The sequence below is a fragment of the Streptomyces olivochromogenes genome (genome assembly GCF_001514115.1).
Taxonomy (GTDB): Bacteria; Actinomycetota; Actinomycetes; order Streptomycetales; family Streptomycetaceae; genus Streptomyces; species Streptomyces olivochromogenes.
The window spans coordinates 286936-305224 of the sequence record NZ_KQ948459.1 but is presented as its reverse complement, the minus strand read 5'-3'; the positions used below and the strand labels follow the sequence as shown (position 1 = coordinate 305224).

The 18289-nt window shown below is 71.5% G+C and carries 17 protein-coding genes; 7 read left to right on the top strand and 10 right to left on the bottom strand.

Translation table 11 applies throughout. The features are described from left to right. Nucleotides 1-20: 20 nt before the first annotated feature. Together AQJ27_RS25265 and AQJ27_RS25260 are read right to left on the bottom strand one after the other, a co-directional pair. A complete protein-coding gene (locus AQJ27_RS25265; protein WP_067373090.1) occupies nt 21-1265 on the bottom strand; it encodes an ROK family protein in 1245 nt (414 codons plus the stop codon). Beyond that, nucleotides 1262-1963 carry an alpha-ketoglutarate-dependent dioxygenase AlkB family protein gene (locus AQJ27_RS25260; protein ID WP_067373543.1) on the bottom strand — a complete coding sequence of 234 codons (702 nt, stop codon included), beginning with the start codon at nt 1961-1963 and terminating at the stop codon, nt 1262-1264. The genes AQJ27_RS25265 and AQJ27_RS25260 overlap by 4 nt, the downstream gene beginning before the upstream one ends. A gap of 104 nt (nt 1964-2067) precedes the next feature. Here AQJ27_RS25260 and AQJ27_RS25255 point away from each other — a divergent pair, with 104 nt between their 5' ends. Then, complete coding sequence (locus AQJ27_RS25255; protein ID WP_201264324.1) at nt 2068-3213, top strand: methyltransferase; 1146 nt, start codon at nt 2068-2070, stop codon at nt 3211-3213. Here the strand turns inward: AQJ27_RS25255 and AQJ27_RS25250 are convergent. The 3 genes from AQJ27_RS25250 to AQJ27_RS25240 form a co-directional block, all read right to left on the bottom strand. Further along, complete coding sequence (locus AQJ27_RS25250) at nt 3203-3976, bottom strand: AraC family transcriptional regulator (RefSeq protein WP_067373087.1); 774 nt, start codon at nt 3974-3976, stop codon at nt 3203-3205. The two genes, AQJ27_RS25255 and AQJ27_RS25250, sit on opposite strands and share 11 nt — an antisense overlap. A gap of 89 nt (nt 3977-4065) precedes the next feature. Beyond that, nucleotides 4066-4917 (bottom strand): class II fructose-bisphosphate aldolase, encoded by an 852-nt coding sequence (locus AQJ27_RS25245; protein ID WP_067373083.1) that lies wholly within the window; start codon nt 4915-4917, stop codon nt 4066-4068. A gap of 32 nt (nt 4918-4949) precedes the next feature. After that, complete coding sequence (locus AQJ27_RS25240) at nt 4950-5840, bottom strand: SIS domain-containing protein (RefSeq protein ID WP_067373080.1); 891 nt, start codon at nt 5838-5840, stop codon at nt 4950-4952. A gap of 155 nt (nt 5841-5995) precedes the next feature. Here AQJ27_RS25240 and AQJ27_RS25235 point away from each other — a divergent pair, with 155 nt between their 5' ends. Further along, the gene (locus AQJ27_RS25235) at nt 5996-6775 is read left to right on the top strand and encodes a DeoR/GlpR family DNA-binding transcription regulator (RefSeq protein ID WP_067373077.1); all 780 of its coding nucleotides are present in this window, start codon (nt 5996-5998) and stop codon (nt 6773-6775) included. Between the two features lie 34 nt (nt 6776-6809). Here AQJ27_RS25235 and AQJ27_RS25230 read toward each other — a convergent pair whose 3' ends face one another. Further along, nucleotides 6810-8924, bottom strand: a complete 2115-nt coding sequence (locus tag AQJ27_RS25230; RefSeq protein ID WP_067373074.1) for a GH92 family glycosyl hydrolase — start codon at nt 8922-8924, stop codon at nt 6810-6812. Between the two features lie 261 nt (nt 8925-9185). Here AQJ27_RS25230 and AQJ27_RS25225 point away from each other — a divergent pair, with 261 nt between their 5' ends. The 3 genes from AQJ27_RS25225 to AQJ27_RS25215 are packed head-to-tail and all read left to right on the top strand — an operon-like array spanning nt 9186 to nt 11697. Further along, the gene (locus tag AQJ27_RS25225; protein WP_067373071.1) at nt 9186-10322 is read left to right on the top strand and encodes an ABC transporter ATP-binding protein; all 1137 of its coding nucleotides are present in this window, start codon (nt 9186-9188) and stop codon (nt 10320-10322) included. Beyond that, entirely contained in the window at nt 10319-11026 is a 708-nt protein-coding gene (locus AQJ27_RS25220) for an ABC transporter permease (protein WP_067373069.1), read from the top strand. Before AQJ27_RS25225 ends, AQJ27_RS25220 begins: the two co-directional genes overlap by 4 nt. Next, on the top strand, nt 11023-11697 hold the full coding sequence (locus AQJ27_RS25215) for an ABC transporter permease (RefSeq protein WP_067373066.1): 675 nt from the start codon (nt 11023-11025) through the stop codon (nt 11695-11697). The genes AQJ27_RS25220 and AQJ27_RS25215 overlap by 4 nt, the downstream gene beginning before the upstream one ends. 69 nt (nt 11698-11766) lie before the next feature. Here the strand turns inward: AQJ27_RS25215 and AQJ27_RS25210 are convergent, their stop codons facing one another. The 4 genes from AQJ27_RS25210 to AQJ27_RS25195 are packed head-to-tail and all read right to left on the bottom strand — an operon-like array spanning nt 11767 to nt 16043. Beyond that, nucleotides 11767-12378 carry a GTP-binding protein gene (locus AQJ27_RS25210; RefSeq protein ID WP_054228753.1) on the bottom strand — a complete coding sequence of 204 codons (612 nt, stop codon included), beginning with the start codon at nt 12376-12378 and terminating at the stop codon, nt 11767-11769. Continuing rightward, a complete protein-coding gene (locus AQJ27_RS25205; RefSeq protein ID WP_067373537.1) occupies nt 12329-12757 on the bottom strand; it encodes a DUF742 domain-containing protein in 429 nt (142 codons plus the stop codon). Before AQJ27_RS25205 ends, AQJ27_RS25210 begins: the two co-directional genes overlap by 50 nt. A gap of 59 nt (nt 12758-12816) precedes the next feature. Next, complete coding sequence (locus AQJ27_RS25200) at nt 12817-13290, bottom strand: roadblock/LC7 domain-containing protein (protein WP_067373063.1); 474 nt, start codon at nt 13288-13290, stop codon at nt 12817-12819. A 2-nt stretch (nt 13291-13292) separates the two neighbouring features. Further along, nucleotides 13293-16043 carry a sensor histidine kinase gene (locus AQJ27_RS25195; protein WP_067373060.1) on the bottom strand — a complete coding sequence of 917 codons (2751 nt, stop codon included), beginning with the start codon at nt 16041-16043 and terminating at the stop codon, nt 13293-13295. Between the two features lie 442 nt (nt 16044-16485). Here AQJ27_RS25195 and AQJ27_RS25190 point away from each other — a divergent pair, with 442 nt between their 5' ends. Both AQJ27_RS25190 and AQJ27_RS25185 read left to right on the top strand, forming a co-directional pair. Next, a complete protein-coding gene (locus AQJ27_RS25190) occupies nt 16486-17442 on the top strand; it encodes an ABC transporter substrate-binding protein (protein ID WP_067373057.1) in 957 nt (318 codons plus the stop codon). A gap of 193 nt (nt 17443-17635) precedes the next feature. Beyond that, nucleotides 17636-18283: a TetR/AcrR family transcriptional regulator gene (locus AQJ27_RS25185; protein WP_067373054.1), complete on the top strand. Its 648-nt coding sequence runs from the start codon at nt 17636-17638 to the stop codon at nt 18281-18283. Nucleotides 18284-18289 lie beyond the last annotated feature (6 nt).

Here is an 18289-nt window from a genome sequence, read left to right as displayed (position 1 = left end):
GCCGCGTCGACGGCCTCGCCTCAGGTCCGGGCCAGTGCCGCCGGTGGGTCGTCGAGGACCGGCTGCCAGGCCAACTCCGCGGCACCCACCAGGGTGTTGTGGTCCAGGGTGCAGGCGAGGATCGGTACGCCGCCGCTCTGGCCCCACAGGCTGCGGTCGGCGACGACGGCGCGCAGCCGGTCGGGGTCGGCGTCGAGAAGGGTGCGGTGCAGGCCGCCGAGGATGATCCGGTCGGGGTTGAGGATGTTGACCAGTCCGGCGAGTCCGAGGCCGAGGCGGTCGATCAGCGCCTCGGTGGCCGTGCGGACGGAGGGGTCCTGGTCGTACCGGGTGCGGATCAGGTCGTTGGCCTGCTGGAGGAGGGACACCTCGGGGCCGGGGTCGCGGCCCGCCGCCGTGAGGAACGCCAGGGGGTCCGCCTCGACGTCGAGGCAGCCGCGGCTGCCGCAGTAGCAGGGGCGGCCCTCGGGGTTGACGGTGAGGTGGCCGACTTCGAGGGCGAGGCCCGAGCTGCCCGTGTGCAGCCGCCCGTCGAGGACGAGCGCGCCGCCGACGCCCCGGTGCCCGGTGGCCACGCACAGCAGGTCGCGGGCGCCGCGTCCGGCGCCGTGGCGGTGCTCGGCGAGGGCGGCGAGGTTGATGTCGTTCGCGGCGAACGCCGGGCCCTCGATGCCCGCCGCGCGCACCCGCTCGGCGAAGATCCGGCGGACGGGCGCGCCCGCGGGCCAGGCGAGGTGGAGGGGGTTGAGGGCGAGCCCGTCCGGCTCGGCGACGGCGGACGGCACGGCGAGCCCGGCGCCCACGCAGCGCCGCCCGGTCTCGCGCAGCAGCTCCGCGCCGGTCTCGACGACGGCGCCCAGCACCTTCGCCGGGTCGGCGTCGACGGTCTCGCAGCTGGGCGCGGTGGCGACGATCCGGCCGCCGAGCCCGACCAGTGCGGCGCGGAACCCGTCGGCGTGCACCTGTGCGGCCAGCACCACAGGACCGTCCTCGGCGACCTCCAGGCGGTGCGAGGGCCGTCCCTGCGAACCGGCCGCCGCGCCGGGCCGCGCGTCGACCCGGATCAGCCCCAGCGCCTCCAGCTCCGCGGCCACCGCGCCCGCGGTCGCCCGGGTGACGCCCAGCTCGGCGGTGAGTACGGCACGCGTCGGCGCCCGTCCGGTGTGCACGAGTTCCAGCGCGGGTCCGAGCGCCCCGCGCCCCCGGTCCAGCCGTGTCCGCGTGTTCCCTTCCCCCGTCGTCCGGGGGCCCGCCTTGCCGTTCATGAGGGCGAGTCTCCCATGATCCGCTCGTGCGGTTCCCCGCCGGAAGGCACCTGGAAGCCACTCACCCGTAGCGTCACGTTCAGACGGCCGGTCAGGCCCAGTTCGGGCGGCGCCGTATCGGCGTGCACTCGGGGAACCCCGTGGTAGGCGAGCCGGGAGGCCCCGCCGAACACGAACAGGTCCCCGCTGCGCAGCTCGACATCCGTGTACGGGCGTGCGCGCGACTCGGTGTTCCCGAAGCGGAAGACGCAGGTGTCGCCGAGGCTCAACGACACCACAGGCGCGTCGGACTTCTCGTCGCTGTCGCGGTGCATGCCCATCCGGGCGTCGGCGTCGTAGAAGTTGATCAGTGCGATGTCGTACGCGGCGATGGCGTCCTCGGGGCCCAGGGTGTCCGCGACCGCGCGGCGGCCGAGCTCGTCCAGCCAGGCGGGGAAGGGCTTCACCGGGGCGCCGTCGCCGTCGGCGACCGTGCGCGCGTACCGGTACGGGTACCAGTGCCAGCCCAGGCACACCTGGCGGGAGGTCATCGTGCCGCCGCCGGGTGTGCGCACCGTACGCAGTCCGGCCGGTGGGCGGGCCCACGCACGGCAGGCATCGAGAAGCTCCCGCTGGGCAACCGGGTCCAGCCAGTCCGGCAGATGCACCGCGCCCGGCGCGATCTCCGCCCGGCTCCGGGGGAACAGCTCAGCATCCATGGACATGCCACCATCCTCGCGCACCCCGCCCGTCCCGTGCGCGCACCTGATCAGGACCCGACCGGCACCCGGCTGAGCTGCGGCTCGGCTAGCCTTGACCCACGATGAACGACCGGATGACCGCGCCCTGGGCCGAGTACGCGCTGGCCCGCTTCCCCGAGGACCCCCGCGACCAGCTCCGTGCCTGGGACGCCGCCGACACCTATCTGCTGCGGCACCTCGCGGAGAGCGGAACGCCGCTGTCCGGGTCGGTGGTGGTGGTCGGCGACCGCTGGGGAGCGCTCGCCACGGCGCTGTCGGCGCACCGGCCGACGCAGATCACCGACTCCTTCCTCGCGCAGGAGGCGACCCGCGCGAACCTGGCCCGCAACGGGGTCGAGGCGACCGCGGTACGGCTGCTGACCACCCAGGACACGCCCCCCGACCGCATCGACGTCCTGCTCGTCCGGGTGCCGAAGAGCCTCGCCCTGCTGGAGGACCAGCTGCACCGGCTGGCGCCCGGCGTGCACGAGGGGACCGTCGTCGTGGGCACGGGCATGGTCAAGGAGATCCACACCTCGACGCTGCACCTCTTCGAGCGGATCCTCGGCCCGACCCGGACCTCGCTGGCCGAGAAGAAGGCCCGGCTGATCTTCTGCACTCCGTACCCGGGGATCGCCCGCGCCGCCAACCCCTGGCCGCTCAGCTACCGGCTCCCCGACGACATCGGACCGGTTTCCGGCCGTACCGTCGTCAACCACGCCGGTGTCTTCTGCGCCGACCGTCTCGACATCGGCACCCGCTTCCTCCTCCAGCACCTGCCGCGCAGCCGCGGCCCTGAGCTGATTGTCGACCTGGGCTGCGGCAACGGAGTCGTCGGTACGGCGATGGCGCTGGCCAACCCGGAGGCGGAGGTGCTGTTCGTGGACGAGTCGTACCAGGCGGTCGCCTCGGCCGAGGAGACGTACCGGGAGAACACCGACGGCGCGGGCGCGGAGTTCCGCGTGGGCGACGGACTCGCGGAGGTCCCCGCCGGAAGTGTGGACCTCGTCCTGAACAATCCGCCCTTCCACTCGCACCAGGCGACGACGGACACCACGGCCTGGCGGATGTTCTCGGGGGCGCGGCGCGCGCTGCGGCCGGGCGGCGAGCTGTGGGTCATCGGAAACCGCCATCTCGGCTACCACCTGAAGCTGCGCCGCCTCTTCGGCAACAGCGAACTCGTGGCGAGCGACGCGAAGTTCGTCGTCCTGAGGGCCGTCAAGAAGTAGTTCCGCGCAGTACGCGGGGCGGGGCGCCGAGTTCGCGGCGGCACGCCTTGTTGAAGGCCTGCAGGTCGGGGATGCCTACGGAGGCGGCGACCGCCGGGATGGAGAGCGTCGAGGCGCGCAGCAGATGGTGGGCGCGCTGAAGTCTGCGGCGGCGGATGTAGGCCACGACCGTGGTGCCGGTCTCGGCGCGGAAGAGCCGGGTGAGGTGGTTGTGGGAGATCCCGGCCGCGCGGGCGATCTCCGGGATGGTGAGCGGCGCCGCCAGCCGGGCCTCGATGTGGGCGATGGCCGTGCCGACCGCCGGGTGCGGGCCGCGGCTCGTTGCGGTGGGCGGGGTGAGCCGGGCGACGCGCCACAGCGCGGTCCAGATCTCGGCCCGGGTGTGCTCGGGTGCCCCGGGGGCCGCCGCGATCGCGTTCAGCAACAGGCTGGAAAGCATGGGGAATTCGGGCCCCGCGTCCTGCATCACGGGCACCGTGCGGGACGGGCCGGCGGGGGCGATGCGCAGATGGGCGTAGAGGTGTTCGGAGCGGCCCTGGTAGCGGTAGCGGACCGTGGTGCCGGGCGGTACGAGGCTGACGCGGCCGGGGCGGATGGGGTGCGCGGTGCCGTCGACGGTCAGCTCGGCGTCGTACTGGTAGAGGTGCAGCTGCCACAGCTCCGGCAGCCGGAAGACGTCCGTGCGGCTCGCCACGCCGTGCACGCCGACGCCGATGTTGACGACGACGGGCGGCTCGCCGAGGTGGACTTCCGTCTCCCGCATGGTGAAAAGCTACCAGCGGTGGTGAGCCGCGCCCACGCGCCGCCGGCGGCCCCGGCCGAGAAGCCGGTCGACGTCTGTGCCCCCTGAGGTCAGGCGCTCAGTACGCGGATCAGGCGCGCCACCGTGCCCGCCATCGCCTCCCGCCCCACGCTGAGGTACTTACGGGAGTCGACGGCTTCGGGGTGGGCGGCGAGGAACTCCCGGATGGCGCCGGTCATCGCGATGTTCAGGGCGGTCCCCACGTTGACCTTGGCGATGCCGCCCGCGACGGCCGCGGACAGTTCGCCGTCGGGCACTCCGGAGGAGCCGTGCAGGACGAGCGGCACGCCGAGCGCCGCGGTCAGCCGCTTGAGGCGCTCGTGGTCGAGGGTGGCGGTACGGGTGGTCATCGCGTGCGAGCTGCCGATCGCGACGGCCAGGGCGTCCACGCCGGAGTCGGCCACGAAGGCGCGGGCCTCGGCGGGGTCGGTGCGGGCGCCGGGCGCGTGCGCGTCGAGCGGCGGCTCGCCGTTCTTGCCTCCCACCGCTCCCAACTCGGCCTCGATCCACAGGCCTTGTGCGTGTGCCCAGTCGGCGGCGGCCCGGGTGGCGGCGAGGTTGTCCTCGTACGGCAGCCGGGCCGCGTCGTACATCACCGAGCTGAATCCGGCGGCGGACGCCTGGCGGAGCAGGTCGTCGCTCTGGACGTGGTCGAGATGCAGCGCGACGGGCACCGAGGCGCGCTCGGCGGCCGCGGCGGCGGCGCGGGCCAGCGGCAGCAGCCGTCCGTAGCGGAACTTCACGGCGTTCTCGCTGACCTGGAGGACGACGGGGGCGGCCACGGACTCGGCGCCCGCGATGACGGCCTCGACATGCTCCAGGGTGATGATGTTGAACGCGGCGACGGCGGTCCGCGCCCCGGCCGCTGCGGTGACCAGGTCACCGGTGGCTGCGAGTGGCACAACTCCTCCTTCTGGGTGCGCGGCCCGCCGGCTCAGCGGGCCGACGGGGCGAGGACGACCGAGCGGGTGAGGTGGCGCGGCCGGTCGGGGTCGAGTCCGCGGGCCGCGGCGACGGCGACCGCGAGCCGCTGGGCGCGGACGAGTTCGGCGAGCGGGTCGAGTTCACCCGCCACCCACCGTCCCCCCGTGGCCCGCACCTGCTCGGCCAGTCCTTCGGGGGCCTCGCCGAGCATCCAGGTGGCCGTGCCGGCGGTGGTGACGCTGATGGGCCCGTGCCGGTACTCCATCGCCGGGTACGCCTCGGTCCAGGCCAGCGAGGCTTCACGCATCTTGAGCCCGGCCTCGTTGGCGAGCCCGACGGTCCAGCCGCGGCCGAGGAAGGTGAACTGCGCGCAGTCGACGAGCCCTTCGGGCAGCGGGGTCGCGAGCGCGGTGCGCGCGTCGGCGACGATGTCGTCGGTGTGCAGTCCGAGGTGGGCGCGGAACAGGGTGAGCGCGGTGGTCGCGAACCGGGTCTGCACCACGGAGCGTTCGTCCGCGAAGTCGAGTACGACGAGGTCGTCCGCGCGCTCCATCACGGGGGTCGCGGGGTCGGCGGTGATCGCGGTCGTCCGGGTACGTCCGCGCAGCCGCCCGAGGAGTTCGAGCACCTCGGTGGTGGTGCCGGAGCGGGTGAGGGCGACCACACGGTCGTAGGAGCGGCTCTCCGGGAACTCCGACGCGGCGAAGGCGTCCGTCTCGCCCTGCCCGGACCCCTCGCGCAGCGCGGCGGCGGCCTGCGCCATGAAGAAGGAGGTCCCGCAGCCCACGATCGCGACCCGCTCCCCCACTTCCGGCAGCGCGCCGTCGTGCGCCTTGGCCTGCTCGGCGGCGCGGATCCAGCACTCGGGCTGGCTGTTCAGCTCGTGCTCGACATGGGTCATGCCGTATCCCTCCCACTGACGCTATCCATGCAAGATAGTGCAAGTTAAGGGCCACTTTCGAGCACAATCAAGCATGTCGACGGCAGAAATGCCAGGGAATGTGGTGCGCCGGGGGTGCGCTAGGGTCGCGAAGGATCGAGGAACGGAGAGTGCGGATGTCGCGCGACGCCCGCTGGAAGGCCCTGCTGGAACTGCTCGTGGAGCGGGGCCGGCTGGAGGTCGAGCAGGCCGCGGCCGAGCTGGAGGTGTCGCCCGCCACGATCCGGCGCGACTTCGACCAGCTCGCCGAGCAGCAGATGCTCGTACGCACCCGGGGCGGCGCGGTCGTCCACGGCGTGTCGTACGAACTGCCGTTGCGCTACAAGACCGCCCGGCACGCCTCGGAGAAACAGCGCATCGCGAAGGCGGTGGCCGATCTCGTCGCGCCCGGCGAGGCGGTGGGCCTGACCGGCGGCACGACCACCACCGAGGTGGCCCGCGCACTGGCCCTGCGCCCCGATCTCGCCTCGGGGTCGCCCGCGCTGACCGTGGTGACGAACGCGCTCAACATCGCGAGCGAACTGGCCGTGCGGCCCCAGTTCAAGATCGTGCTGACCGGCGGGGTGGCCCGCCCGCAGTCGTACGAGCTGGTCGGGCCGCTCGCGGACGGTGTACTCAGCCAGATCACCATGGACGTCGCCGTGCTGGGCGTGGTCGCCTTCGACGTGACACACGGGGCCGCCGCCCACGACGAGGCCGAGGCGGCGATCAACCGGCTGCTGTGCGAGCGCGCCGGGCGTGTGATCGTCGCCGCCGACTCCAGCAAGCTGGGCCGGCGCGCCTTCGCCCGGATCTGCGCGGCCGAGTCGGTGGACACACTGGTCACCGACGCGGCGGTGGACGAGGAGACCGTGCGGCGGTTCACGGAGGCGGGGGTCGGGGTCGTCGTCGTCTGACCGCCCCGACCGGCCCGCTACCTCGACGCCGGACTCATGAGCCCTTCCGCTGCGGCGCGTTGACCGTGAGCGTGCGGATGTCGCGGCTGGTGGCGGAGGCGTCGGGCGCGACGAGCACCACCCTCGGGCCTCCCGGGCGGTGCACGACGACACGGGGGAAGGCCGGTTCGGCCAGGGCGAGTTGCCCGGTTCCGGCGGCTTGCGGGTACATGCCGAGGCTCGCCCACACGGCCCAGGAGGACATGGCGCCGAGGTCGTCGTTGCCGACGAGGCCGTCGGGACGGTCACTGAAAAGGGTGGCCAGGGCGCGGCGGACAATGTCGCGGGCGCGGTCGGGGCGGCCGACGAAGTCGTACGCCCAGGGGGTGTCGAACGACGGCTCGTTGCCGAGGTAGGCGTAGGGCTGGGTGCCGCCCGCGTTGAGCTGGGTGAAGAAGGTGTCGAGGCGGGCGGTGACGGCGGCGTTCCCGCCCATCAGGGTGAAGAGGCCGGGCAGGTCGTGCGGGACCATCCAGGTGTACTGGGCGGCGTTGCCCTCGACGTACTCGTTCGTCTGCGCGGGGGTGAAGGCCGGCCAGGTGCCGTCGGCCGCGCGCGGCTGGAGGTAGCCGGTGGCGGGGTTGAAGAGGTTGCGCCAGTTCCCGGAGGCCTTCAGCAGGGTGTCGTGGGCGGCGGTGTCGCCCAGACGGTGGGCGAGCTGGGCCAACGCGTAGTCGGACACGGCGTATTCGAGGGTGGTGGCCGCCGAGCCCCACACTCCCTTGGTGCCGGCGGGGATGTAGCCGAGGGCGTCGTACTGCGCGTGTCCGGGCCGCTGGCGCTCGTCGTCGCGGCCCGCCATGGCGGCGCGCAGCAGGCCGCGGGCGTCGAAGTCGGTGGCGCCGAAGGCGTACACGGCGGAGGCGATGACGGGCAGCGGGTCGCCGACCATGACACCGGTGCCGCCGTTGGCGAGGGTCCAGCGGTCGAAGTAGCCCGCCTGGAGGCCCTGGTTGAGGACGGACTGCGCGATGTCGGAGGCTTCGTGCGGGGCCAGCAGGGCGAGCAGCTGGACCTGGGAGCGGTAGACGTCCCAGCCGGAGAAGTTCGCGTACTGGACGTGTCCGGCGGGGGTGGTGTGGATGCGGCCGTCCATGCCGGGGTAGCGGCCGTCGGCGTCGCTGAGGGCACTGGGGTGCAGGAGCGAGTGGTACAGGGCGGTGTAGAAGACCCGGCGCTGGGTGTCGGTGCCGCCGCCGACGCTGATGCGGCCGAGCCAGTCGTTCCACCGGTCACGGGCGGCCCGCCGGATCTGGTCGTACGGGTTCGAGTGCTGTTCGGCGGCGATGTTGCCGCGGGCGCCGTCGACGCTGACGAAGGAGACGCCGACGCGGACGGTCACCGTGCGTACGCCGGGGCCGAAGGAGACCTGCGCGGCGCCCGGTCTGCCGTCGGGGCGGACGACTTGGGCGAAGGGGTGGTCGAACACGGCGTGGAAGTAGAGCCGGTAGCGGTTGGCGGACTTGCAGAAGCCGCCGCTGTCGGTGAACCCGGACAGGGTGTCGGTGCCGATGTCGACCGTTCCCGTCGCCGCGTTGAACGCCTTGCCCGCGTCGACACTCAGCGCGGCGGGGCGGTCGTCGGTGGCCGGGTAGGTGAAGCGGGCGATGCCGGAGCGCTGGGTGGCGGTGAGGTCGCTGCCGATGCCGTTGTCGAAGGTGACCCGGTAGTTTCCGGGTGTCGCCTGCTCGTTGGCGTGCGAGAAGGTCGCCTGCCCGGTGGTGTCGCCGGCGAGCATCGGCATGAAGGGCACGTTGCCGTAGTCCCTGCAGCCGGCCCCGGAGAGGTGGGTGAGGCTGAACCCTCTGATCCGGTTGTCCCCGTACGCGTACCCGCCGTGCTGGTAGGTCACCGTGTCCGGGCTCCACTGCACCCCGCCGAGGGGTGCGGTCGCGCCGGGGAAGGTGTTTCCGGCACCGCCACCATGGCCGAAATCGGCCCCTCCGGGCGCGGTACCGACGAAGGGGTTCACGTACTGGGCCGGGTCGGCCACCGTGTCGTCCTGGGCGGCGGGTGCGGCCGGGGCGGACGACACGACGAGCACGGCGGCGCCGGCCAGCGCGGCCCGGCGGAAGGGGAATCGCAAGTGGGTCTCTCCGGGCTGTGGCATGAGGGGCGGCAGAGTATGAGGGCGACAGTCTCCCCAGGGATGTCATCCCCTCCGCGCCGCCACGCCCGGAGATCACCCGCACGGCGGAGCGCCCGCTCTCACCCGACCGGCTCGTGCGACGCGGCGGGCTCCACCTGCGCAGCCTCCACAACCGGCCACCCTGCCGTGCCCGAACACATGCGCCAACTGGCTAGACTACGCACCCTCGTGCATGTGATCCGGTCACGTCCGATCACAGCCGTTCCCGAAGGGTTTCGACGCTTGATAGCCATCGAAGATGTCAGCAAGCGATATGCCGACGGCACGGTGGCCGTCGATCGCCTGTCCCTCCAGATACCGAACCACTCGATCACCGTGCTCGTCGGGCCTTCGGGGTGCGGCAAGACCACCACACTGCGGATGATCAACCGCATGATCGAGCCCAGCAGCGGCACGATCCGCGTCAACGGCGAGGACATCCTCCGCAAGCCGGTCAACGCCCTGCGGCAGTCCATGGGTTACGTCATCCAGAACGCGGGGCTCTTCCAGCACCGCACCATCCTCGACAACATCGCCACGGTGCCGCGGCTGCTCGGCTGGTCCAAGCAGCGCGCCCGCGCCCGCGCGGCGGAACTGATGGAACGGGTGGGCCTGGACCCGGCCATGGCCCGCCGCTACCCCTACCAGCTCTCCGGCGGCCAGCAGCAGCGCGTCGGTGTCGCCCGCGCGCTCGCCGCCGACCCGCCGATCCTGTTGATGGACGAGCCGTTCTCCGCCGTCGACCCGGTCGTCCGGCGTGGTCTGCAGGAGGAGTTGCTGCGCATCCAGGGCGAGCTGGGCAAGGCCATCGTGTTCGTCACCCACGACATGGACGAGGCCATCACCATCGGTGACCGCGTCGCCGTACTGCGCACCGGTGGCAAGCTCGCCCAGTTCGCCGCCCCCGACGAGCTGCTGTCGGCACCGGCCGACGCGTTCGTGGAGGAGTTCCTCGGCGGCGACCGGGGCATCCGCGGACTGTCGTTCCTGTCCACCCGCGACCTCGCACTCGACCGCTCCCGGGTCTTCCCGGTCGGCAGCGACTGGCAGCAGCTCGCCGGGGAGTCGGCGGGCGCGGGGCCGGTCCTGGTCACCGACGCGGACGCAAAGCCGCTGGGCTGGGCCGACCTGACGGTGTGGGCCGGTGACGTCCAGGCACTGGAGCCGCACGGGCAGGCCTTCGAGGTCGGCAAGGACTCCCTGCGGGTCGCGCTGGACCGGGCGGTGCTCTCGCCCACCGGTCAGGCGGTCGCCGTGGACGGGGCGGGACGCGTGCTGGGGCTCGCCGGGCAGGAGACGGTCGCCGCGGCGATCCGCGCGGCCAGGCAGCGCCGCGCCGCGGACTCCGAGGGCGTCTCCACGGTGAAGGCCGCGCGATGAACGGCTTCTTCGACATCCCGAGCGACCTCCAGAGCAGCTATCTCGGCCTGATCTCCACCCACATGCAGGAGGCGCTGGTCCCGGTTCTCGTCGGCCTCCTGCTGGCGCTGCCGATCGGCCTGTTGTGCGTCCGCGTCAACTGGATCTATCCGCCGGTCCTCTGGATCACCACGGTGCTGTACGCGATCCCGTCGATCGCCTTCTTCGTGGTGCTCATCGACTACACCGGCCTGAGCAAGACCACCGTGATGATCCCGCTGACCCTCTACAGTCTCGTGGTTCTCGTCCCGGCGGTCGTCGACGGTGTCCGCTCGGTCCCCGAGGAGACGAACGCCGCCGCCGCGGCCATGGGCATCGGTTCGCTGCGGCGCTACCTCCAGGTCCAACTGCCCATCGCCGTACCCGCGATCATGGCCGGACTGCGCGTGGCGACCGCCTCCAGCATCAGTCTGGTCAGCGTCGGCTCGCTGATCGGCAACCAGGGGGCGCTCGGCAACCTGCTCACCACCGCGATGCTGTACCACCGCCCTCTGCTCGCCGTGAACTCGGTGGTCACCACCGCCGTTCTCGCGGTACTGGTCGACGCCGTGCTCGTCCTGCTGCGCCGCGTGCTCACCCCCTGGCAGCCGGCCTCCGGCCGCAAGGCCGCACGCCGTACGTCCACGATCGCGGGCGCCGCCCGCACTCCGGAGAGCGTCTCGTGAACGTACTCAACTTCATTCAGTCCTTCTTCTCCGACGGCTCCCACTGGCACGGGTACGACGGGATCCCGCAGCGCGTGTGGGAACACCTCCAGTACACCGCCGGGGCGCTCGCGATCGCCGCGGCCGTCGGCCTGCCCATCGGCCTGGTCACCGGACACACCGGACGCGGCGGCAACGCGCTGGCCTTCGTGTCGGCGGGTGCCCGGGCGCTGCCCACCTTCGGGCTGCTGGTGCTGATGTTCGTCTGGCTCGGCCTCGGCATCGTGCCCGTGATGATCCCGCTCGTGGTGCTGGCGGTCCCGCCGATCCTCATCACCACCTACGAGGCGATCCGCACCCTGGATCCCTCCCCCGTCGACGCCGCCCGCGGAATGGGCATGCCGGAGGCGAAGGTCCTGTTCCAGGTCGAGGTGCCGGCGGCACTGCCGCTCATCCTCAGCGGTCTGCGTTCGGCGGCGATCCAGATCGTGTCCACGGCGACCATCGCGGCCTATGTGAGCCTCGGCGGGGTCGGCCGTTACATCCTGGACGGTCTCTACCAGCGCAACTACGAGAAGGTGGTGGGCGGCGCGGCCCTCACCGCGATCCTGGCGCTGCTCGTGCTGGTGCTGTTCTGGGCCATTGCCCGGGTGGCGGTGTCCCCGGGGGTGCGCAGACGCCGCACGGTCTGAGGAGAAGGAGATCCGAGGCAGAGGAAAGAGGGGGGACGAGCCACATGGCCCGACCCCCTCTTCCTTCGTTCACTGCTGGGCGGTCGCCAGGGCGTGTTCGAGGACGACGAGGAGCGCGTCCCGTACGGACCCGCGCTCACGGGCGTCGAACACGGTGAGCGGCACGTGGTCGCCGACGTCGAGGGCCCACCGTACGTCGTTCAGATCGTGTTCGACCTTGCCGTCGAAGGCGTTGACGGCCACCGCGAAGGGGATCTCGCGGTGCTCGAAGTAGTCGACGGCCGCGTAGCAGTCGTCGAGCCGGCGGGTGTCGACGATGACGAGCCCGCCGAGGGCGCCTTCGACCAGGTCGTCCCACATGAACCCGAAGCGCTCCTGGCCGGGGGTGCCGAACAGATAGAGCTTCAGGGTCGGGTCGAGCGTGACACAGCCGAAGTCCATGGCGACGGTGGTCGTCATCTTCTCCGGGGTGTGGGAGAGGTCGTCGATGCCCGCGGCGACCGAGGTGATGGACGCCTCGGTGGTGAGCGGCTCGATTTCGGAGATGGCACCCACGGTCGTGGTCTTGCCCACGCCGAAGCCACCCGCGATCACCATCTTCACCGGCATCGGCGGCCGGGGACCCTCGGTGTCAGCGCTCACGGATCGCGCCCCGGGAGTCGGGGATAGCTCGGAGACCATCGATAACCCTTCGCAATACGGTGGCGTCGCGGGCGGATTCGGCCTGCGGTGCGTACAAGGCCAGTTGACCGTCGGCGCGCAGATCGTCGGCGAGCACTCTGATCACATTCAAATGCATCCGCAGTTTCGCCGCGATCTCCGCCAGCGACTGCGGCTGGCGGCAGATCGTGATGATGTCGCGGTGCTGGTCGAAGACGAACGCGTCCAGCGTGGCCAGACCGAGATCCGTCGCGACGACCTGCGTCTCGATCGGGATCGTCGGCACCAGACTGTCACCGCCGGCGATCCGCCCCGCGGTCAGCAGGAATGGCCTGACGATCGACGGGGGGTGCTCCACTCCCCATGCGTCGTCGGCGGCTGATGGCTCGCCGGCCGTCATCTCGTCCTCACCCTTCACCTCGCGGGTCGTCCCGGCCTTCGTGACGCCCCCGCCGACCGTCAACCGGTCGGCGCGATCCCCACGGTGTTCTTGAGCTCCATGACCAGTTGCGGGCTCAGAGCGGCACCGGCGCGGTTGGCGAAGAGGGTCATCTCGTACGCGATGTTCCCGAGCTTCGCCTCCTTGGAGGCGACCACGCCGAGCACCGCGCCCGCGCCGAGCGCGGACACCAGGACGTGCCCTTCCTCCAGGTCGATGATGACCTTGTTGAGCCCGCCGAGGCCGTAGTTGCCGGACGCGCCCATGGCAAGGCTGGTGATCCCGGAGACGATGGCCGCGAGCCGCTCCGAGTCCGCCTTGCCGCGCAGTTGGGACACCGCGATCAACAGACCGTCGGAGGACACCCCGATCACGTCGACGACGCCGGCGGTCTCGGTGGCGAAACGATTGAGCAGCCAATTGAAGTCGGCGGCTGCGGCCTTCACGTCCGACGCCTGTTCCACGGCCGCGGACTCCGGTCCACCTGTCCACATGGTCACTTGCTCATGCCTTCCGGAAATGAGGGTCTGTTGTTCTCTGTGCTGGAATCGCCAGAGGTGTCGGGACGGCCCCCTGAATGGGCCGACCCGAAGCCGGTACCGCGGGCCTCCGTCGCGCTCTCGCGCTCGGCTCGCAGAACGGCTTCCTCGAACTCGTCGATCTCGGATCGTGCCGCTTCCGCGTCGGCGGTCTGCCAGGCGGGCGGACGTGGGTTGGTGACGGTCTGTTTGGGCAGCCGGGTCGAGGCGGTGGTGGCCTGCAGGGTCGCTCCGCGCACGCGCCGCCTGAGCGGGCTGGGGCCGCCCTCGCCCGGTCGCGCCGGGGCGCTGCCGGGTGCCGACGGGGCCGTACCGGAGCCGCGCGCGGTGCTCGCGCCGCGGGGCGGCAGGCCGAGCCCGCCGCTCGTGCCGGTGTTCGGGCCACGCGGCGGCTGCCCCGCCGCACTCCCCGGGCCGGTGCTCGCGCCGCGTGACCTCTGCACGAGCCCGCTGTCCATGCCGCTGCCCGCGGCGCGTGACGGCCGACCCTGTCCACTCTCCATGCCGGTGCCGGAGCCACGCCGGTGGCCCGGACCGCCGACCGCGTCCTGAGGCGTGCCGTGTCCCGCCGGCTCGCGCTCCGCGGGCTGCGCCGACCCCGGAGTCGTGGTGCCGGGTGTGCCGCCCGACCGGGGCCGGGATACGCCGTAGCCGCCGTCGGCCGTCGGTTCCTGACGGCCCGTGTGGCCGTCCGCTCCCCGGCTGCGCGCGGGGATCCTGCGGGGCAGGGACGAAGGACCGGGTTCCGGGTCGACCGCCGCGGGACGCGGTTCGGTTCCGCCGTGGCGCCGCGGCGGCGGCAGGATGTGCGGGGCCCTGGCCGCGGCCCCCGTGGGGTCGGCGAGCAGCAGATGGGAGCCGGGCACCGCGACGGTGACGGTGACGCCGCCGCCCGGGGTGCGGGTCAGGACGACCTCGATGCCCCAGCGCCGGGACAGACCGCCGACCACGAAGAGGCCGAGGACCTCGGTGGGGGCCAGGTCGAGCCGTTCGCGGCGGATCAGGCGGGCGTTCTCCTCCTCCAGCCGCTCGGCGCTCATCCCGAGTCCGTGGTCGATGATCTCGATCAGGGCGCCGCCGCCGGAGCCGAGCCGGGGCCGCAGGACGACTTCGACGCTGCTGGACGCCGGGGAGAACGTCACCGCGTTCTCCAGCAGTTCGGCGAGCATCAGCGTGAGGTCGCCGACGATGTCGGGGGCGACGGTGACATCGCCCTCGGCGTGCGGGGTGACGCGCTGGTAGCCCTCGATCTGGCCGAGCGCGGCACGGACGATGTTGCTGAGCCGCATGGGCCCGGTGTTCAGGCCCGTCTCGCGGATGCCGGCGAGCAGCATCAGGCTGTCGGCGTTGCGCTGGAGGCGTACCGCGATGTGGTCGATGCGGTAGAGCCGGTCCAGTACCTCCGGGTCGGTCTCGCCGCGCTCCACCGAGTCGATCAGTGCGAGCTGACGAGCGGTCAGGTTGCTGACGCGGTGGCCGACGTTGCCGAACATCTCGGCGATGTTGCGGCGGCTGATGACCTGGCGCTCCAGCAGGGCGGTCGCGGTGACCTGCACCTGGTTGAAGGCTTCGGCGAGTTCGCCGAGTTCGTCGCGGACCGGCACGGGTACGGCCTCGAGGCGCGGCGGGCTCGCGTCGTCGGCGTCGTCGTCGGCGACCCGGGCGAGCTCGGTCTCGGCCGCGTCGGCCACGTGCTGGGCCGCCTCGGTGAGGCTCCGCACGGTGCGCACCACGGAGCGGCGGACCAGTACGGAGAACAGGATCCAGGCCGCGAAGGCGGCGAGGTTGGCGGACACCAGCCACAGCACCTGCCACCAGGCGTCGCTGGACGCCTTCTGGGTGTCGGCGGCGATCTGGTGGATGAGCGACTCGGTGATCTTCAGCCGGTTCTCCGCCTGCCGCTGGTACGTCGGGTCGGCGGCCAGGGCGTCGTCGAGCGCGGCGCGCAGCTGCGAGGCGTTCTCCGCGACCAGACCGCTGGGGTCGACCTGCAGCGCGGCGTAGTGCTGGGCGACGACGCTCTGGTACGGGCTGTGCTCGATCGCGGCGAGTTCGGCGCCCTGTTCCTGGCTGGCGAACCGGGTGAACCGCTCGGCCTGGTAGGTGTACTGCTCGTAGTCGCCGACGGCTCCGGTGTACTCGATGAGCGCGTTGGGGTCACGGGTCCGGGCCGCGAACACACTGGTCTCGAAGGACGCGTGGGCGGTGTCGGCGCGCAGCAGCGCGTCCAGCAGATTGCCCGCGGACTCCGAGGACTCGCCGCCCGACTGACCGAGTCCGAGGCCGTTGATGAGGCCCTCGATGACCGATCCGTACGCCGGGTCGATGTTGTCGGCGGCGATCGGACCCTCTTCGATGGTCTTGCGGAGGGTGTCGAGGCCCTCCAGCTCCTTGAGCGCCTGGGCCTCGGCGTCGGGCAGCCGGTCCCCGTAGGTGGACCGCACGGCCTCCGCCTGGGCGGTGACCTTCTGCTGCGCCTGGAGGAAGGCGGAGGTGCCCGGCGCCTTGTCGCCGGAGCGGGCGGCCTCGTAGCGCAGGGAGACGAGGAGCGCCTGGCGGTGCTCGGTCTGCACGCCGTCGATGAGCTTGGTGACCTGCGCGCTGTCCTGGACGAGTTGGGCGGTGGAGGCGGCGGAACGGGCCGAGTCGATCTCGGCGTAGGTGATGTAGGCCATCATCGCCGAAACGACGGCGAGCGGGACAATCACCAGGACGTTGAGTTTCCTGCGGAAAGGCCAACGGTCAAGGAGGGAAGGCGTCCGGCCTATTCGGGGAGCCGTGGTCTGCGGCCCCCGGGCGGCTTTCCTGTGCGCGGGCACCAAACCTCCTTGACTTCAATCCCAATTGGAAGCCCGCAGCCCGGGCTGCATGGACTGGGTCATGCCAGCACGCTCGGGCCGAGCAAGTGGAACCAGGTCCCCCGACTCGGCCAACATTAGCGGCTGCCGCAAGAGTACGGCCATGATCAACCAAATACTGACATGGCGATACGTCGGATTCGCGCCCGTTTCGGTCAAGTTGCGCCCACGCGGCGAAGCCGTGTGGTCTCCATCGGTGATCTATTCGTGTCTTGACGGTGCGTTACTGGGCTCGATTGGATCGTCATCACGCCATGCCTTCCGGCCACCGACCGCCCATGCACAAGTCTGGATGACCAACGTGACCCACGCCAGAAGCACCAGAACGACCGCAACGTACGCTGTATCCCTGCTGGTTGTGGCTGCGGCCGCCCTCACGGGCTGCGGTTCCTCCGACAACTCCGACAGCAAGGACCCGCTGCAGGGCGACACCGCCAAGGGCGGCACGGTCGTGGTCGGCTCCAACAACTTCCCCGAGAGCATCCTGCTCGCCGACATCTACGGCGAGGCCCTGAAGGCCAAGGGCATCAAGGTCAGTTACAAGTTGAACATCGGCAGCCGCGAGACCACCTACGGTCTGATCAAGAACGGCACGATCACCGTCCTGCCCGAGTACAACGGCGCGCTGCTGGCCTACCTGAACGCCAAGGCGGCCCCGACCACGGTCGAGGACACCAGCAAGGCCATCACGGCCGCGCTCGATTCCAAGCTGAGCCTGCTCGACCCCTCCAAGGCGGAGGACAAGGACGCGATCGCGGTCAACGAGGCGACCGCCAAGAAGTACAAGCTCACGACCTCGTCGACGATCGCCGACCTCTCCGCCTCGGCCAAGGACCTGGTCATCGGGGGATCGCCGGAGTTCCAGACGCGCAAGCAGGGATTGGTGGGCCTCAAGTCCGAATACGGCCTTGAATTCAAGTCGTTCAAGGCGCTGGACGCGGGTGGGCCGTTGACCGTGGCCGCCCTCAAGGGCAACAACATTCAGGCCGCAGATATTTTCACGACCGACCCCGGAATCACCAAGAACAAGTTCGTGGTCCTTCAAGACTCGAAGAATCTCTTCGGTTTTGAGAACGTGACGCCGCTGGCCTACAAGAGCGGTCTCTCCTCCGCCGGAGTTTCGGCGCTCAACGCGGTATCGGCGAAGCTCGACACGGAAACCCTGGTCAAGCTCAATGCCCAGGTGCAGAACGACAACAAGGACCCGCTGGACGTGGCCAAGAGCTGGCTGTCGACCGCCGGGCTGTAGTTCTGCCGGAGGTGCGCAGGCCGGAGCGGGGAACCGCCGCTCCGGCCTTTGCCGTGCCGCGAGGTCTGCGAGGTCTGCGCGGCACGGCGGTTCGCCCGTCCGTCCCGCCGGAGAGGCGCGGGCTGCCCCCCGGACGGGTCCCGTCGACTGATCTCCTCATCAGTTCTGAAGAGGCCGCGGATAGGATGAGCGCATGCCCGATCAAGCCGCCGCCCCGCCCGCCAACCGCTTCGAACGCAGGCGCGCCCAGACCCGCCATGCCCTGATCGCCGCCGCCCAGGGGATCCTGGCCGAGCAGGGCACGAGCGAGGTCAGCATCCAGCAGATCGCCGAGCGTGCCGACGTCGGCTTCGGCTCCTTCTACAACCACTTCCAGACCAAGGCGGAGCTCTTCGAGGCGGCGGTCGTCGACGCGCTGGAGGAGTACGGCAAGCTGATCGACTCGATCACCGGCGACCTCGACGACCCCGCCGAGGTGTTCGCGGTGAGCGTCCGGCTGACCTTCCGGCTCACCGACACCCACCCGGAACTCACCCGCGTCCTGCGCTACGGCGGCCTCCCCTACATCCACGCCGACTTCGGCCTGGGCCCCCGCGCCCTGCGGGACATCGAGAGGGGCAACGCCTCCGGCCGCTTCCACGTGGACAGCCCCCTCGTCGCCCTCAGCGCCGTCGGCGGCTCCCTCCTCGGGCTGCTCCAGCTGAAGTCGTCCGCCAAGTCCGAGCAGTCGGGCCCCGGCGCCGACGAGGAGATGGCCGAACTCGTCCTGCGCATGCTGGGCCTGCCCCCCGAGGAGGCCCACGAGGTCGCCCGGCGCCCACTGCCGATCGCGACGCCGTAGGACAAC

Excerpts from the sequence above, each read along its gene's own strand:
- AQJ27_RS25265 (WP_067373090.1), bottom strand. The coding sequence starts at position 1,265 with ATGAACGGCAAGGCGGGCCCCCGGACGACGGGGGAAGGGAACACGCGG.
- AQJ27_RS25260 (WP_067373543.1), bottom strand. The coding sequence starts at position 1,963 with ATGGATGCTGAGCTGTTCCCCCGGAGCCGGGCGGAGATCGCGCCGGGC.
- AQJ27_RS25255 (WP_201264324.1), top strand. The coding sequence starts at position 2,068 with ATGAACGACCGGATGACCGCGCCCTGGGCCGAGTACGCGCTGGCCCGC.
- AQJ27_RS25250 (WP_067373087.1), bottom strand. The coding sequence starts at position 3,976 with ATGCGGGAGACGGAAGTCCACCTCGGCGAGCCGCCCGTCGTCGTCAAC.
- AQJ27_RS25240 (WP_067373080.1), bottom strand. The coding sequence starts at position 5,840 with ATGACCCATGTCGAGCACGAGCTGAACAGCCAGCCCGAGTGCTGGATC.
- AQJ27_RS25235 (WP_067373077.1), top strand. The coding sequence starts at position 5,996 with ATGTCGCGCGACGCCCGCTGGAAGGCCCTGCTGGAACTGCTCGTGGAG.
- AQJ27_RS25230 (WP_067373074.1), bottom strand. The coding sequence starts at position 8,924 with ATGCCACAGCCCGGAGAGACCCACTTGCGATTCCCCTTCCGCCGGGCC.
- AQJ27_RS25220 (WP_067373069.1), top strand. The coding sequence starts at position 10,319 with ATGAACGGCTTCTTCGACATCCCGAGCGACCTCCAGAGCAGCTATCTC.
- AQJ27_RS25210 (WP_054228753.1), bottom strand. The coding sequence starts at position 12,378 with ATGGTCTCCGAGCTATCCCCGACTCCCGGGGCGCGATCCGTGAGCGCT.
- AQJ27_RS25205 (WP_067373537.1), bottom strand. The coding sequence starts at position 12,757 with ATGACGGCCGGCGAGCCATCAGCCGCCGACGACGCATGGGGAGTGGAG.
- AQJ27_RS25200 (WP_067373063.1), bottom strand. The coding sequence starts at position 13,290 with ATGTGGACAGGTGGACCGGAGTCCGCGGCCGTGGAACAGGCGTCGGAC.
- AQJ27_RS25190 (WP_067373057.1), top strand. The coding sequence starts at position 16,486 with ATGACCAACGTGACCCACGCCAGAAGCACCAGAACGACCGCAACGTAC.
- AQJ27_RS25185 (WP_067373054.1), top strand. The coding sequence starts at position 17,636 with ATGCCCGATCAAGCCGCCGCCCCGCCCGCCAACCGCTTCGAACGCAGG.